A 16677-nucleotide genomic window follows, 5' to 3' on the forward strand; every position below is an offset into this window, starting at 1 on the left:
AGCCGCAGACAATGCAGCAACAACTGACCGTGCAGCAATCCGTACTGAGTTTGCAGCAGCAGATGTAGTTTTACAAGACAACATTAATGCTGAAGCAGCAACTCGTGCAGCTGGTTTAGCAGCAGCAACAACTGACCGTGCAGCAATTCGTACTGAGTTTGCAGCAGCAGACACAACTTTGCAAAACAATATTGATGCAGAAGCAGCGACTCGTGAAGCCGCAGACAATGCAGCAACAACTGACCGTGCAGCAATCCGTACTGAGTTTGCAGCAGCAGATGTAGTTTTACAAGACAACATTAATGCTGAAGCAGCAACTCGTGCAGCTGGTTTAGCAGCAGCAGCAACAGATCGTCAAGCGATTCGTTCAGAATTTGCAGCAGCTGACACCGCAACTTTAGCTTCTGCAAATGCTTATACAGATACACAAGTGGTTAATGTAAATTCACGTGTGAACCAATTAAACTCACGTGTTGATGATGTTGAGAAAACTTCTTACCGCGGTATCGCTATCGCGTTAGCTGCTCAACAACAAATTCCTAACATTGGTGCTGGTCAATTTGCAGTATTTGGTGGTGTAGGTCACTATGAAGGTGAAACTGCTGGTGCTCTAGGTGTTGCTAGCGTATTTGCTGACGGTCGTACTTCTGTAAGTGCTGCTCTTGGTTTCGCTGGCGGTAACGAAGTTGGTGGTCGTGTAGGTGTTTCATATGTGTTTGGCGGTAAATAATTTACCTTTAACATAGTTGAAATAAAATCCCCGCAATTGCGGGGATTTTTTTATGCGGTACAATAAAACTATACTTTCGCAAGAAGTCTATTAAATTTGCGGACAATAGCTTTTAACTTAGACCAGTGTTGATCATTCAACATTGTACGAGGCATGGCGAGTAGTGAATTTAGTTTGGCGATTGAATTTTACTATCTCGCTATTTTTTTTACAGCAAATGTCAACAGACCTTAAGAGTATGATGAGCTTTTGTATTAAATTGGTAGTGCTTAATGATTAAGCTGGGGGGGATATGAAAGAACAATAACACCAGATCATTGGGTTAATTTATGATGCCGCTATGGATACGCGTTTATGACCGCAAGTAATTAAAAAAATTGTTCAATATACAGATAGTAAAACCGCCATTTTTACTGCCTTAGATCAATTTAGTCCAAGTTACGATTTTTTATTTAGTCACAATATTCCAGATGAAGCTTTGCATGCCTATCGTGATGAGCGGATTCGTGTGATGGACATGCAGTTACACCGAGTATTGTGGGAAAATTTAGGTGTGGGCCAAGTAGCGAGCTCGGATTTATCGCATTATGGGGAAAACCCTGAAAGTGATGAATATATCTTTTATGAACGGTGTTTAAATCCGACGGGAATTAGTTATATCTCGGCTGTTTTGCTCGATCAGGATTCACATCGCTGGGCGGTTTTGGGGCTACACCGTGCGCCAGATGTAGCGCCGTATCAACAAAAAGAGTTGGATTTTTTAAAGCATTTGGGTGTGCATTTGCGCCGTGCTTTACAAATCCATCGTCAGTTTAGTTTGGTTAAACAAGAAAATTTAAGTTTGTATAGCGTGCTCGATCATTTAAAAACAGGTGTAATTTTGCTTGATCATCAGCTGAGTTTGACTTATTCAAACCCTTTAGCTCAAAGCATGCTGGAACACGATTCATGTTTAGATTTGGATTTGTATAATCGATTAAAAACCCATGCTTATGATCAAAGTCGTTTAGATCAATTATTACATTCAGCGTTGTTGGGACAGTCGGCATTAAACGCAGATGTAGGCGGTGTATTGTCTTTGTCAGATGCGAAAGGACAACAATTAATGCTGACTATCGTACCTTGTTCTAAATTAAAAAATATGCAGCATCAAAATGCAGGACAACATCAAATTGCGGTATTTCTGAACGATAAGCATCAGTACTATGCCTTGTCAAAAGCCTATTTGCAGCAAGCTTATCAATTGTCTAAACGTGAGTTTGAGCTGTGTGAGTTGTTGTTGAATGGTTGTAAGTTAGAAGAAATTGCGGAACATTGTGGAGTTACGCTCAGTTCGGTGCGCACTTATTTTAAAAATATTTATGAAAAAACCCAATGCAACTCGCAAATTGAACTCATGCATTTATTAATGGGTTGTACCATTCATTTTGAGCATATTGGTTAAAGCTGCCTAAGTCTAGCTTAGACAGCTTATAAGAGTTTTTAGTTACTGCGTTGTAGGGTAACAGAGGGTTCGCCTTCTGTGCCTATGGTCAGACTTGTGCCTGAAATCGTATAGTTTACAATTGATTTGGAATTGTCAAAGCTATCATGGAATCCACCACATTCATTGGTGTCATATAAGACTTCTGTTGGTGTAAGCGTATTTGCTGTAATGGATAACTTACCATATTCAATTCCAGCCCAACCGCAATCGTCACCACCTTCTCCATCTAGGAAGAAGTAGTAATTATTGTCAAAGAAAGCAAAGAGTTGAGTTTCTGAGAACTTCCAAGTGCCGACTAAACCAGATGATTGTTTTACACGTGTCAGTTTATATGTACTATTTGCACCAGGTTCATGCAGAATTAAATAAGTGCCATCCGAGCTTAGAGTGTAGGGTTTACCATCACTAGCATGAGACAGACCTGCTGTACCATTTGTATCGTGAGTAATAGTTGGCTCAAAGCTGTTGTTTAAAGGGTTCCATAGAAGCGAGCCTAATTCAATCCCTGCTTGACTTTCAGCATCTTTTGGAGAAGCTTGTCCGAGTATATAATTACCATTCGTTAATATGTGTATCACTACTACACTATTATTTTCATGCAATTGCCATGTGCCTGCGATATCTTTATAAAAAACTTGTTGTTGTTTAATAACGATTTCATCAGGGCTTACTAAGACTTGATCATTTAAGAGGTTAGTTTCTGAAATTTGAGTAGAGAAATTCTCAAAGGGTTGATCGAAAGTAATGCTAGGAATATTTTTTAACTTCTCAAGTATTTCATCACTAATTTGCACTCCATTAGTATTAGGATCTGAATCTAAAGCATCAATAAAGCTGAGTAGATTCTTTTGGGCAGTTTCATCTGTGAATAAATCTGCAGGAGAAATATTATCCTGAGCTGTAACTAGTCCACCAATTTGTACACCACTAATACTGAATTGAACTTTATCTCCAGATTGGTATTTAAAAGTTTTATTCTCTTCTGTAAGTGTGCCACTTATACCAGAACTGGTTTCATAGCTTACATTATCGACAGAACTATTTAAAAAAGTACCGTAATTCTCAGTGGTTTGATTTGATGGCGGTGGATTCGGATTGCTATCAGAATCATTGTCTGAACCGCCACATGCACTCAGTAAGCCTGCTAAAGTTAAGCATAATAAAGTTTTTTTCATCACGAATTCCTTGTTATTCAAATTGTCATGTCTGCAGTATAGAAATTAGATGAGTTTTGGTGCTATCCCAAAATTGGGAGGGTAAACACAAAAATCTGTGAGAAAAAATGAAGACCAATCAACATTTTTGTGACAAAACTAGATTTTTTGATGTGCAGTCATCCAAGTTCTATTTTGCTGTGTTAATTTGAAACACGGTTTCAAGTTTTTTTGATGATCTTCATCCACTTGATTCATTTCATATAAATATCAATATTGTCATCTATAAGTGATCCAGTTTTATGCTGTCTAAATTTTTTATTGAACGTCCTATTTTTGCAGGTGTGCTCGCCATTGTGGTGATGGCACTCGGGATTTTTTCAGTATTAAATTTACCTGTAGAACGCTACCCAGACATTGCACCACCTCGTATCACCGTCAGCGCAACGTATACAGGAGCTTCGGCAGAAACTGTTGAAGAAAGCGTCACACAGGTTTTGGAACAGCAAATTAAAGGCTTAGATCACTTACTGTATTTTAGTTCTAGCAGTGATTCTTCAGGACGAAGTCGAATCAGCATTAGCTTTGAAAATGGTACCGACCCCGATACCGCACAAGTCCAGGTACAAAATGCGATTAATGGCGCAATTAATCGCTTACCCGAAGATGTGCAGCGTCAGGGGGTAAATGTCTTTAAATCATTGGGTGATACCCACATGGTCATTGGGCTGTACGATGCCACAGGCAAAAGCAGCAATATTGCCTTGTCTGACTATATGATGAGTCATTTAGAGCAAGAGTTGGCACGCATTGAAGGTGTGGGTGAGGTCGATGTTTTTGGTGCACAATATGCAATGCGGATTTGGCTGAATCCGTTAAAGTTAAAACAATACGCACTCATGCCAAGTGATGTACGTGCTGCAGTATTGGCACAAAATACCCAAGTCGCAGCAGGCGCAATTGGTGAATTACCCACAGCACAAGAACAATATCTCAATGCCAAAGTCACCTCAGGTTCACGCTTAAAAACGGTAGAAGAATTTGAAAATATTATTTTAAAAGCAGATCAGGCAGGTGGCTTTGTTTATTTAAAAGATGTGGCACGTATTGAACTTGGTGCAGAAAATTATCAAAGCTTTAATACCATTAATGGTTTTCCATCGGCAGGGATGGGGATTTCATTATCGTCTGGTGCCAATGCGTTACAAACTTCAGCCTTAATTCAAAAACAAATTGAGCATTTAAAACAACAATTGCCCGAAGGTTACAAAATTGTCTATCCACGAGATAACACGCCTTTCGTGCAGGAATCGATTAAAGAAGTGGTGAAAACTTTAATTGAAGCGGTGATTTTAGTTGTCATCGTGATGTTCTTGTTTTTACAAAACTGGCGCGCGACGCTCATTCCTACCGTAACCGTGCCTGTGGTGATTTTAGGCACCATGGCCGTGTTGCAACTCTTTGGCCTAAGTATTAACACGCTGACCTTATTTGCTTTGGTTTTAGCGATTGGTTTGTTGGTGGATGATGCGATTGTCGTGGTCGAAAACGTCGAGCGTTTAATGCACGAACAGCAGCTCTCGGCTAAACAGGCATCCATCGCATCAATGCAGGAAATTAGCGGTGCTTTGGTCGGCATTACCTTAGTTTTGACCGCAGTATTTATTCCTATGGCATTTTTTGGTGGTTCGACTGGGGTGATTTATCGCCAGTTTTCCATCACCTTAGTCACTGCGATGGTGCTGTCTTTAGGTGTGGCCTTAATTTTAACGCCTGCCTTGTGTGCCTTGATTTTAAAACCCAATCCACAACCAGCCCAATGGGCCATCTGGTTTAATCAAAAACTGGAACGCTTAAAACAACACTATCTCAAATTATCAGGCTGGACGATTCAGCATAAAGCGGTGTGTCTGGTTATTTTTGCAGGTTTACTGACGGTGTTTGCCTTGTTTTACCGTGCCTTACCTACCAGTTTTATCCCGAATGAAGATCAGGGCATGTTGTCGGTGCAATTTAAATTACAGGAAGGTGCGCCGTTGTCTAAAAGTCGTGAAGTGGGCGAAAGCATACGTGAATACTTTATGCAGCATGAAGCCCACAATGTTGATTTGGTGATGATTCGTTATGGACGTAATTTTTCGGGAACAGGGCAGAATTTAGGGCAGGGTTTTATTGCGCTAAAACATTGGGATGAGCGTCAAGGGCAACAGCATACCGCACAAGCTATTCGTGAACGTGCCATGCAGCATTTTCGACAGCATCCCAATGCACAAATTACCATTGGCATGCCCGCAGCAGTTCGTGGTTTGGGGCAAACCGATGGCTTAGAGTTCTGGATGCGCGATGTGAATGGTACAGGACGCGATTTTTTAACCCAGCAATTTCAAAATTTGCAGCAGCAAGCCACTCAATATCAAAGCTTTAAGAATTTAGATCAACGTGCCAATCCTGAAAAAGCGGAGTTAAACGTTACGATTGATCAGAAACAGGCGATGGCAGCAGGGTTAAATCAAACGGCGATTAACAGTACCTTAGCGGCGGCGTGGGGTGGCAGTTATATCAACGACTTTATTGACCGGGGGCGAATTAAACGTGTGATTATGCAGGGTGATGCCGAGTTTCGTAGCAAACCTGAAGATTTGAATCAATGGTCGGTACGCAGTCAGCAAAATCAAATGGTGCCTTTTAGCCAGTTTGCTCAACTCAGTTGGAGCGGTGGGCCAGAAGTCGTCAATCGTTTTATGGGGTATAGCGCCGTGCAAATGGAAGCCGATACTGCCGAAGGATATAGCTCAGGGCAGGCGATGCGTGATTTAGAACAGATGGTGGCACAGCAGCAGGGCATTGACTTGGCATGGAGTGGGTTGTCTTTTGAAGAAAATCAGTCTAGCAATCAGGCTTTGTTACTGTATTTGGTTTCCATCGGGTTTATTTTCTTGTGCCTTGCGGCCTTGTATGAAAGTTGGAGTATTCCAACAGCCGTGATGAGCGCCATTCCTTTAGGGATTGGTGGAAATATTATTTTCAGCTATTTGGCAGGTTTCCCGAACGATATTTATTTCCAAATTGCCTTGCTTATCACCATTGGTTTGTCATGTAAAAATGCCATCTTAATTGTGGAATTTGCTTCGGCTGCGCAGCAACAAGGCAAACAAGTCATCCAAGCCGCTTTGGAAGGTGCGAGTTTGCGGCTTAGACCAATCTTAATGACCTCATTGGCATTTGGTGCAGGTATTTTACCGTTGGTATTTGCGTATGGTGCAGGTGCAGCAAGTCGTCAGGAAATTGGGGTGAGTGTTTTGGGTGGGGTAATTTTTGGCACAATTTTAGTGCTCGTTTTTATTCCATTTATGTACGTGCTGATTCGTTCTATATTTCAAGTGAATCGTTCATCACCCATAAACTAAAGATGTTTTTTATTAGGCACTTAGCAAGATTATAGGCTATGATATGAAACGCTAAAAATCTTGCATAAATCTACAGATTTTCGGTTTTTTAAGGGTTGGTTTGGGCCGAGACACTGCGCCCATTCTTCATTTTACGTTTTTGGAATGATGGAGTGGGTGAGAGCAATGACCAATCTGCACGCTGAACAGTTAGAACAAGCCTTACAATTGCATCAGCCAAGCACAGTACACAGCCTGATCGACAGTATCAATCCTGCCGATTTAGCCGACTTGATGCAGTATTTAAGCCTGAAAGCACAGCTGAGTTTAATTGAACAAATTGACAGTGCTGCCTTGGTGATGGAATTTTTACCACTGCATTCACAACTTCAAATTGCCGAAGCGATTGCACCGCAGCAATTGGTCAAACTGATTTCAGCCATGCATTCAGATGACCGCACCGACTTATTTAAGTTACTTTCTCCGCATTTACAGCGTTTTGTCAGCTTACACATTACGGAAGAAAAACGCGCACAGATTCAGACTTTAGCGCGCTATCCTGAAGAATCTGCGGGCGCGATTATGAGTTCGGATTTCGTGGTGCTCTCGCCAGAACTGAACATGCAGCAAGCTATAGATGAATTGCGCAGAATGACCACAGATCGGGAAACTTTGTACCTGATTTATATTGTCGATGAACTAATGAAACTATTGGGGGTTATTTCTTTAAGGGAAATTATTCAAAACCCGCCTGAACAAAAAATTAAAAATGTGATGTGCACCGATTTGGTCACAGGTTTGGTGACTGAAGATCAGGAAAGTATCGCGCAAAAACTCAGCCATTATGATTTTTTGGCCTTACCGATTGTAGATGATGCACAGCATTTACTGGGGATTGTCACCTATGATGATGCGATGGACGTGGTACAGGCAGAAACTACAGAAGACTTTTTAAAATCCAGTGCGGTAGCGTCTTCACCTGGCATGAGTATAAAAACTGCGCCAATTTTATTTTTATATCGCAAACGTGTGTTTTGGTTGGTGATTTTGGTATTTGGCAGTTTATTGTCTGGAATTGGCATTGCGCATTATGAAGACATTATTGCAGCACATATTGTACTGGTTTTTTTCTTGCCGCTTTTGGTCGGTAGTGGTGGTAATGCGGGTTCTCAGTCTGCGACCTTAATGGTACGGGCACTGGCTACAGGTGATGTGCAATTTAAAGATTGGCTGCATTTACTCGGACGTGAAAGTTTGGTGGCGCTATGTTTGGGTGGAACTATGGCTTTTGCGGTTTCAATTTTAGGCTATTACCGTGGCGATATGATGGTGTCTGTGGTATTGGCACTGAGTATGCTGGGCATTGTGCTGATGGGCTGTTTAATTGGCATGAGTTTGCCTTTTATTTTGCATCGCCTGAAACTAGACCCTGCCAGTGCCTCTGCGCCTTTGGTAACCTCGATTTGTGATGCAACGGGCGTGGTGGTGTACTTATTTATTGCTTCACAGTTGTTACTTTAAACACTGTCGGTGATGATGACTTATTCAAGACCTCATCTTAAACTTTTTGCATTGATCAAAATTCTGTTTATAAAATCATAACAGACCTGAGTAAAAAACTGCTTTATTCTCAAGTAGATTGCATTTACCCAACGATACGTTTTCTATGCCAGAACCTGCATCTTCAAAAAAACTTAGCCAGCAAGAGGTGATTCGCTTAGAGCGCGATTTAGCCAAGTTTGCCAATATGATGGATTCTGTGGTGCGTATTCCATTTACCAAGCAGGGCGTGGGAGCAGATGCCGCATTAGGCACTGTACCTGTCGCGGGGGATGTCGCAGGTTTTGCACTGACCTGTTATGCGATTTATAAAGCCAAACAAATTGGTGTACCACAAACCAAACTCACTCCCGTGATTAAACTTGCTGTGATGGATGCAGTAGTTGGTTTTGTGCCAATTGTCGGCACAGTATTTGATGTATTTATTCGTCCAAGCCGTAAAGCTTTAGATGTAGTGCATACGCATATCCGTGAAGAATATCAGATTCACAGTGAGCATCATGTGGTACATCCTTTTTTACATGAGCGATTGGAACGTAAACAGCAGCAGTCAGCATTTTGGCGTAATCCTGTAGTGGCATGGCTGTGGCTACATTTGCCTGATTTGCTTGGTGTGATTTTTCTTATTTTCTTTATTTGGGCAGCATGGCTCGGTGCAAGTTGGTTGTGGCACTGGTCACAAAGTTTTGCTGTTTAAATGAACCTGTTTAAAGTACAAAACCATCTGGCAGATCTAATTTACAGACATGAAAAAAGCTTCCCTGAGGAAGCTTTTTGGTGTCGCTGTTACAATATCTTGCTAGCAGTATTAAGGTAAATTTAATTGCTGTAAAGCTGCAACACGTTGTTCAATGCTTGGGTGAGTTTGGAATAACGCTGCCAAGCTAAAACCTTCTTCTTTACCTGCAGAAATCGCAAAAGCTTTCATTTCTTTTGGCATTGCATCAGGCATTTCAGATTCTGCTTGTAAGCGTAATAATGCAGAAATCATGGCTTGTTTACCTGCCAAACGTGCACCTGCTTCATCGGCACGGTATTCACGTTGACGCGAGAACCACATCACGATTGAAGAGGCCAAAATACCAAATACGATATCCAGTACAATGGTAATTGCAAAATAAGCCAAGCCTGGTGCTTCGCCATCTTCACGACCAAATACGTTACGGTCAATGAAGTCACCTGCAACACGGGCAAAGAACATGACGAATGCGTTGACCACACCTTGAATCAGTGCCAAGGTCACCATGTCACCATTGGCAACGTGGCCAATTTCGTGTGCCAAAACTGCTCGTAATTCATCTTTGTTCATACGCTCAAGCAGCCCTGTAGATACAGCCACTAAAGCATCGTTTTTATTCCAACCTGTTGCAAAAGCATTCGATTGGTAAGAAGGGAAAATACCCACTTCTGGCATTTTGATACCAGCACGTTGCGACAATTGCGCAACTTCATTTAATAACCACGCTTCAGCTTGGTTACGAGGGGCATTCGGGTCAATTAATTCAGTCCCAGTTGTTTTTTTCGCCATCCATTTAGACATGAATAGTGAAATTAAAGAGCCAACCATACCAAAGACAAAACAGATGACCAACAGGTTGCCTAGGTTTAAGCCACCCGCGCCATGGTAACTACCGACACCGAAGAGTGACAAAATTATGCCAGCTACAACCAGTACCGCGAGGTTGGTTAGCAAGAACAAACCAATCCGCATCATTGAGTAAATCCTCTTATATTAAAAATGTAATCTGATTTATTAATAAACCATGCCGTAAATATGCGGTGTATGTATTAAAAATTCAAGAAAAAATAATAAAACTGTACTAAAAATATTTTGCGCTGATACTGCAATTGGCATTTCAAAAAGGCTTGCGTTGCCGCAAGCTCAAATGAAGTGCTGCAGCTTTTATTCTGAAATAAAAATACGTGCCGAAGCCGTGGCATTCCCTGTCGCGTATGAACCTGCAGGTGCATCGGTAAAGCGACCATCGGCAGCCATAATAATTTGACGTTGTGGACGTTTGTTTGCCGCCACTTGATGATTACTGGCAGTGTAACTCTCTGACTGCGCAATCACTTGTGCATTTTGACTCTGAGTATTGCTATTGTTATTTGCCGTAATCGCGTTACTGCCAGAACTTGCACTAACGCCGCTAGCATATAGGTTGCTATAGCGACTGGTCACACGACGTACATAATCCTGTGTTTCACGAAAAGGCGGTACACCGCCGTATTTTGCAACATTGCCTTCGCCTGCGTTATAGCCCGCCAAAGCTAAAGTGGTGTTGCCATTAAAGCGTTTGAGTAACCAAGCCAAGTATTTTGCACCCGCCATAATGTTTTCATGCGGGTCATAAGCATTGCTAACATTAAAACGTCGTGCTGTCGCAGGCATGAGCTGCATTAAACCTTGCGCACCGACAGGCGAGCGGGCGTTGACATTAAACCCCGATTCAGTATGCATTACCGCTTTAATTAGACCTTCTGAAACACCGTGTTGCTGTGCTGCCTGCTGAATAATATGGTCAAAGGCATTTTTATTGCGGCTATAACTTGGCAATACCGATGCTTCGGAATTGCCCCAGTTGCGATAACTGTGAATATTGCTGTCTGGATAATATGTGACTTTTACTTTTGTCAGCGAACGATCTGCACTTTTACGGTTGGTCAGCAAGGTACTGCCATTGCTGTCCTTATACATATAAATTTGACCTGCGTGCGTTGTCGTTGCCAAAGGCATGATGCTGGCAGTCCCCAAAATATACAGTAAAAAGGCATTAATTTTATTGTTCATGCTGTGAATACACTAAAAGCTGTCCCCAAACAGTTATGAAGAGTTTAACAAAAATCTCACAGATGAAAAGGCTTTGTACAAATTCATTTACAGTAGTGTCGAAAAAAATCAAGCTTAATTGCTGACAGAGTAATCAAAAAAAATATTTATTTTTTTTAATTGGATCAGCTTGACACACTTAAGTGTATGATTTTGAATTAAAATAAAATAGATCAAAAAGTGATCAATTTAAAGAGAAGCCTTAGAATAACGGCAAGAGGCGTTGTCAAGTTGTTTTAAATCCACAAAGTTATCCACAGCTTTTGTGGAAAACTGTGGAAAAGTCCAAAAGATAAGCATCTTGGCGAAAAAGTGAACCTGAGGGTTCAAGCTTGCCGCAGAAAAAACGATCTGCGCAGACAAAAATAAAGTGTGCAAACAGAAATGAACGCGCAGTCAGAAATTAAGTTCTCTGACGAAAAGGAAGATTGCGATGAAATTACATTCTTTTGATGCGGGATTGGTCTGAATCGGCTAAAATTGCGCGGTAATTTTTTTCATGGGTTAATCGCGTCTATGTTCTCACCAGTTGAGTCCGATCAAGGCTTTAATTTCAAACCAGAACTTCCAACCAGCTCTGCGTATTATCGTTTGTTGAAAAAGCTGCGTCGCCAAGTCGGGCATGCGATTCGTGACTTCAACATGATTGAAGATGGCGATAAAGTCATGGTGTGTATTTCTGGTGGTAAAGACAGTTATACCTTGCTGGACATTATGTTGCAGTTCAAGCGCATCGCACCCATCAATTTTGATGTGGTGGCTGTGAACTTAGACCAAAAGCAACCGGGCTTCCCTGAAGATGTATTGCCGCGTTATTTAGAAGAAAATAACATCCCATATTACATTTTAGAAAAAGACACCTATAGCATCACCAAGCGTTTAACGCCTGAAGGTAAAACTTACTGTGCAGTGTGTTCGCGTTTGCGTCGTGGTTCTTTGTATGGCTTTGCGCAGGAAATAGGGGCAACCAAAGTGGCGCTTGGGCATCACCGTGATGATATTTTGGCGACTTTTTTCTTAAACTTGTTCCATGGCGGTAGCTTAAAAGCCATGCCACCGAAGTTGTTGTCATCAGACAAGAAAAATATGCTGATTCGTCCACTGGCTTATGTGGAAGAAAAAGACATCATTAAATATGCAGAAATGCGTAAATTCCCAATTATTCCGTGTAACTTGTGTGGTTCACAGGAAAACTTACAGCGTGCCATTATTAACGACATGTTACGTGAGTGGGATAAAGCACATCCTAAGCGTTTGCACAGTATTTTTGGCGCATTACAGAATGTATCGCCATCGCAGTTGGCAGATCGTGAATTATTCGACTTTGAAGCGTTAGACAGCCAGCGCGTATTTGATTTTGCCGATCAGGCCGAACAAAACGCAGCAGAGCAAAACAAACGCATCAATATGGTCAATTTAGGCTACGCTGCAGACTAAGCGATAACAGCCTGTCAATCCCTTTAAAATGTAATCAACACCAAGCCAGAGCTTGGTGTTTTTTTATGAATTTGATTTATTTGAGAAAGTCGTCATTTCGACTAAAAATACAAAAACTGAACGTCCCGTACAAAATTTCTTAGCCTTTCACGAAAGGTTCATGCTATAACAATCAGCAAGCAAAACAGCTTAATAATGATGGTGTCTGGATAGACAACACACATGCACAAATATATTGAGGAAAAATCATGCCTGCTTTTTTAACTGATGATTGGTTTGCAACTGTAGAAAATCTAACGGCTCAAGCTGGTGATTTAAACCTACCTCCAGCACTTGCAAATCTGGCAATTAACTTAGTGGTGACTGATGCTGCAGGCAACACAGAATTGTCTTTAGATGGCGGTAAAATCCAAAAAGGTTTGGCGGACAACGCCAAAACAACATTAAATATGGATGCGGAAACTTTACGTAAAGTATTCCTAGAGTTTGACATGGCGGCTGCTATGCAAGCCTTTATGACAGGTAAAATCAAAGTACAGGGCGATATGTCACAATTAATGGCATTACAAACTGCAAAACCAAGCCAAGAACAAAAAGACTTATTTAAGAAGATTCTTGAGCAATCTGCTTAATTCAAGCGATTTACGCTGTAGCAGGCGAATTTCCCGCTATAGTACAAAAAAGCCTAGCTGAAGTATCAACTAGGCTTTTTTATGCACTGCAGCTTTAACAGCGCATTATTCATGTTTGAATTGCAGCTGATATACACTGCAACTCAATCACGCGAGGTAAATTTTAGATATTCACCAATTGCGGTGTGGTCTTAATATGCTCAAGGTAGGCGCGAATACGAGTCACATATTGCACTGCTTGACGATAACGACCATTGCTCGCTTTGTTACGGTCTAAATACGCATATAGGTTAACCCAATTGTTCGGGTTTTTGCCTTGTGAGCGAATACGCTTCTGAATTTGACTGACTGCACCAGGACCCATGTTATAAGCGACTAGGGCATACCAGTTACGATCAGGAAATGGAATATGCTCATAACGGCTCAGCATTTGGTCATAATACTTAGCACCACCCTGAATACTTTGTGCAGGATCGGTACGGTTGCTTACGCCCATCGCTTTGGCTGTATTATTGGTCAGCATCATAATACCGCGCACACCTGTTGGCGAAACCGAGTTGGGTTTGAGGTAAGATTCCTGATAACCAATTGCCGCCAAAAGATGCCAGTCTAAATCGTACTGCGTGGCAGTCTTTTTAAAGTTGGCCTTATATAAAGGTAAACGATTACGCAAATCCCGCTGGATCACATCCCACGATTCTTGTTTGACCACATTACGATTATAAAATGAAGCCAATTGGGTAATTGAGCCGTTTTGCTTGCCACGACAAACAAAGTTGTTTGCGGTTTGGCTAAGAGGATCATCTGCGTGTTTAAACACCCAGTTCAGCTCACTATTTAAACCATTACGCTTTAAAGTATTTAAATCGCCACAACTGGCAGAAAATGCCGTGAGTTGCTGCTTTTCGATGCTTTGGATACTCGACGTGGTCATGGCAAAGTTCGCTTTACCAGAAGACACCCATTTTAAAGCGGTCGCATTGTCGCTTACCGTTTTAAATTCGAGTTTCACATTCATGCTGTCGGCATAGTTACGCACAAGGTCATAACCAAAGCCATGTAAATGTTGTCCATCTTTAAACACTGTGGTTGGATTTTCCACAGACACAACGGTCAATTTGTTCTGATTGACGACGCTGTCAAATTGATGAACGGCTTTGCCTGCGTTAATACTGTGGAATGGGAGAAGAACAGTACTGAAAGCGAGGACTTTGAATGGGAGGCGATTAAAAAATGAGTGAAGGCTAAGCCTAGACCCAGACGTTGAACTACTGTGCATGTTGGCTCCGCTACAAGTAATTTATGCCCTAAAAAGCAAAGGCAACACACCTTAAACTTTTTCAAGTTTGATAAATTCAATAAGGGTTGGGCAGTCATGACGTCATTCAAAATGACTTGGGATTAAAGGGAAAATGTGTAAAATTTATACACAGGTTAAAAAGTGATCAAAACTAAAAGATGTGCGAATAATAAAGATGAAAATTTTGGATGTCAAATTTTGTACATAAATTTTTTGAAAAATGTAACATAAGATATTCATTTCATTGAGAAATAAATTTTATAAATTTTTATTGTGTATAAAAATGCAATAAAATATAGGATTGATGTTAACCAAATGTAAAAAACCGGCTGCAAAAACACCATGAAATCTAACTTAATTACACGTTCTGGACACGATAAACTCGTGGCAGAGTTACAGCATTTGTGGCATGAAGAACGCCCTGAAATCACCAAAAAAGTAAACTGGGCGGCAAGTCTCGGCGATCGCTCTGAAAACGCAGATATCCAAAAATAACAAACAGCTTTTGCGTAAAATTGACCGTCGGGTACGTTATTTGGGCAAGCGTTTAGAAGAGCTGCGTATTGTCGATTTTGCACCAGAACAAGAGGGTAAAGTATATTTTGGCGCATGGGTCGAAATTGAAAATGAACAAGGCGAGCAAAAGACCTTGAGAATTGTGGGCGTGGATGAAATTTATGATCATCATCCACAACATATTTCGATTGATTCACCTATGGCTAGAGCTTTGTTGTCTAAACAGGTAGATGATGAGGTGGAAGTGCAGACGCCGTTAGGCAAAAAGAGCTGGTTTATTAATTCGATACGCTATGAAAAGCCTGAAATTGCAGAAAATGACTGATTTTTGATTTTATTTTGAACATTTGGATCATAATTTTTAGAAAATATTTGCCAAGCTGAATTTTTCTTTATATGATAGCCGCCATTGGAAGCGTGGCAGAGCGGTTTAATGCACCGGTCTTGAAAACCGACGAGGGTGTGAGTCCTCCGTGAGTTCGAATCTCACCGCTTCCGCCAAATATCAATGACTTAGCCCTGACATACTCAGGGCTTTGTTGTATTTGGGGTTTATGCAAGGTAAGCCTGTAGTAAGCATAATAAAAACTTGGTTTGAGTTTAAATTATTGTTCAAGACTAAATACAATCTCAAATTGGATACCATCCCAAATAGTTAATTCACCGATCCAATTGGTTTTTGCATTAAATCTTTTAGGGTATTGGCTGCCATCTTTGCCATCTAAAATATTTTGAAAATCCGAGCTTTTATCGAGCATAGCTATAATAGGTCTAATTTTTAATTTTTCTTCTAATGCTAGATCAAGGTTTTTCTTAAATTCATTACGTCCATTACCAGACCATCTATCAATACGGTCACGATAAACCTGTTTTCTTTCAGTTGGATGTTTAGATAATAAAGGTTTATGACCCCATAAACTAACAATTAGCTCATTATTAGAGCTAATTGAAGATACTGACCAGTTCGGATTTTTAAGATCAGCATCAAATTTTTTAAACTCAGAAACGATACCCACAATAATACTCATATTCAAATTAATCCTTATTTAAGATATGCTGAACGGCATAAATTACAAGTATTTAAGGTTAATAAATGTCTGATACTCCGACTGTTTGGGGTGTACACATGGGCGTACATGTTGGAACTGAGCCAGTTGAAAAAAATTACATTGGAATTGGCTGGTCAGAGTTAGGTGATTTAAGTCAGATTGATGCTGATAGGGAAGCCTTTAAATTTGCTTTGCAAGCAAAGCAACCTGATTCTTCAATGCCTTCTATCCGAACTCAGGTAGCCACAATTTACAGATTTATGCATGTGGTAAAAACAGGAGATTATGTGGTATACCCATGCAAATCGGATAGATTGGTCTATATTGGTATTATTAGTGGAGATTATGAGAGAGCTAATTCTGAAGACGAAGATGCTTATTTAAATCGTCGTCCTGTAACATGGCTAACACCTAATGGAGTCCCACGTAACAATTTTTCTCAAGTAGCGTTATATGAAATTGGTGCTTACATTAACCCGAATTACGGATAAGAAAAGCCCTTGAAAAAAAGGTAGTTAGAGCCATTTAGAAAGTTACGACACAACCCAAAGGCTCTAACTACCATGTACGATTTTACAGAAATTTTTTGTATTGTTG

At 40.8% G+C, this 16677-nt stretch carries 13 protein-coding genes, 1 tRNA gene and 1 pseudogene; 10 read left to right on the plus strand and 5 right to left on the minus strand.

The features are described 5' to 3' along the window. Together ACEO2X_RS10875 and ACEO2X_RS10880 are read left to right on the plus strand one after the other, a co-directional pair. A partial coding sequence (locus ACEO2X_RS10875; protein ID WP_371972026.1) for a YadA C-terminal domain-containing protein occupies positions 1–730 on the plus strand: 730 nt, incomplete at its 5' end. A gap of 478 nt (positions 731–1208) precedes the next feature. Further along, positions 1209–2174, plus strand: coding sequence for a helix-turn-helix transcriptional regulator (locus ACEO2X_RS10880; RefSeq protein WP_371972027.1), 966 nt, complete (start codon positions 1209–1211; stop codon positions 2172–2174). A gap of 38 nt (positions 2175–2212) precedes the next feature. Here ACEO2X_RS10880 and ACEO2X_RS10885 read toward each other — a convergent pair whose 3' ends face one another. Next, positions 2213–3391: a hypothetical protein gene (locus ACEO2X_RS10885; protein WP_180186552.1), complete on the minus strand. Its 1179-nt coding sequence runs from the start codon at positions 3389–3391 to the stop codon at positions 2213–2215. A gap of 281 nt (positions 3392–3672) precedes the next feature. On the opposite strand from ACEO2X_RS10885, the gene ACEO2X_RS10890 reads away from it, so the two are divergent. The 3 genes from ACEO2X_RS10890 to ACEO2X_RS10900 all read left to right on the plus strand — a co-directional run bounded on the left by ACEO2X_RS10890 (position 3673) and on the right by ACEO2X_RS10900 (position 9013). Then, positions 3673–6777: a multidrug efflux RND transporter permease subunit gene (locus ACEO2X_RS10890; RefSeq protein WP_371972028.1), complete on the plus strand. Its 3105-nt coding sequence runs from the start codon at positions 3673–3675 to the stop codon at positions 6775–6777. 165 nt (positions 6778–6942) lie between these two features. Next, positions 6943–8277, plus strand: coding sequence for a magnesium transporter (mgtE, locus tag ACEO2X_RS10895; protein WP_075175071.1), 1335 nt, complete (start codon positions 6943–6945; stop codon positions 8275–8277). Between the two features lie 145 nt (positions 8278–8422). Continuing rightward, positions 8423–9013 (plus strand): DUF4112 domain-containing protein, encoded by a 591-nt coding sequence (locus ACEO2X_RS10900; protein WP_004972119.1) that lies wholly within the window; start codon positions 8423–8425, stop codon positions 9011–9013. 111 nt (positions 9014–9124) lie between these two features. Here ACEO2X_RS10900 and htpX read toward each other — a convergent pair whose 3' ends face one another. After that, on the minus strand, positions 9125–10030 hold the full coding sequence (gene htpX, locus ACEO2X_RS10905; RefSeq protein WP_004972117.1) for a protease HtpX: 906 nt from the start codon (positions 10028–10030) through the stop codon (positions 9125–9127). A 189-nt stretch (positions 10031–10219) separates the two neighbouring features. Then, a complete protein-coding gene (locus ACEO2X_RS10910; RefSeq protein ID WP_371972029.1) occupies positions 10220–11107 on the minus strand; it encodes a lytic transglycosylase domain-containing protein in 888 nt (295 codons plus the stop codon). Between the two features lie 555 nt (positions 11108–11662). On the opposite strand from ACEO2X_RS10910, the gene ttcA reads away from it, so the two are divergent. Together ttcA and ACEO2X_RS10920 are read left to right on the plus strand one after the other, a co-directional pair. Then, positions 11663–12583 (plus strand): tRNA 2-thiocytidine(32) synthetase TtcA, encoded by a 921-nt coding sequence (ttcA, locus tag ACEO2X_RS10915; RefSeq protein ID WP_104853169.1) that lies wholly within the window; start codon positions 11663–11665, stop codon positions 12581–12583. 248 nt (positions 12584–12831) lie between these two features. Then, positions 12832–13215, plus strand: coding sequence for an SCP2 sterol-binding domain-containing protein (locus ACEO2X_RS10920; RefSeq protein ID WP_004972111.1), 384 nt, complete (start codon positions 12832–12834; stop codon positions 13213–13215). Positions 13216–13378: 163 nt separating this feature from the next. Here the strand turns inward: ACEO2X_RS10920 and ACEO2X_RS10925 are convergent, their stop codons facing one another. Beyond that, the gene (locus ACEO2X_RS10925) at positions 13379–14494 is read right to left on the minus strand and encodes a transglycosylase SLT domain-containing protein (RefSeq protein WP_179991135.1); all 1116 of its coding nucleotides are present in this window, start codon (positions 14492–14494) and stop codon (positions 13379–13381) included. Positions 14495–14857: 363 nt separating this feature from the next. Here ACEO2X_RS10925 and greB point away from each other — a divergent pair. Both greB and ACEO2X_RS10935 read left to right on the plus strand, forming a co-directional pair. Continuing rightward, positions 14858–15356, plus strand: a pseudogene (greB, locus tag ACEO2X_RS10930) (transcription elongation factor GreB). Between the two features lie 86 nt (positions 15357–15442). Next, positions 15443–15532, plus strand: a tRNA-Ser gene (locus tag ACEO2X_RS10935). A gap of 104 nt (positions 15533–15636) precedes the next feature. Here the strand turns inward: ACEO2X_RS10935 and ACEO2X_RS10940 are convergent. Next, a complete protein-coding gene (locus tag ACEO2X_RS10940) occupies positions 15637–16059 on the minus strand; it encodes a hypothetical protein (RefSeq protein ID WP_179988560.1) in 423 nt (140 codons plus the stop codon). A gap of 65 nt (positions 16060–16124) precedes the next feature. On the opposite strand from ACEO2X_RS10940, the gene ACEO2X_RS10945 reads away from it, so the two are divergent. After that, positions 16125–16571, plus strand: a complete 447-nt coding sequence (locus tag ACEO2X_RS10945) for a restriction endonuclease (protein ID WP_371972030.1) — start codon at positions 16125–16127, stop codon at positions 16569–16571. Positions 16572–16677 lie beyond the last annotated feature (106 nt).

Source organism: Acinetobacter sp. AL9 (genome assembly GCF_041464035.1).
In the GTDB taxonomy this organism is placed as follows: Bacteria; Pseudomonadota; Gammaproteobacteria; order Pseudomonadales; family Moraxellaceae; genus Acinetobacter; species Acinetobacter towneri.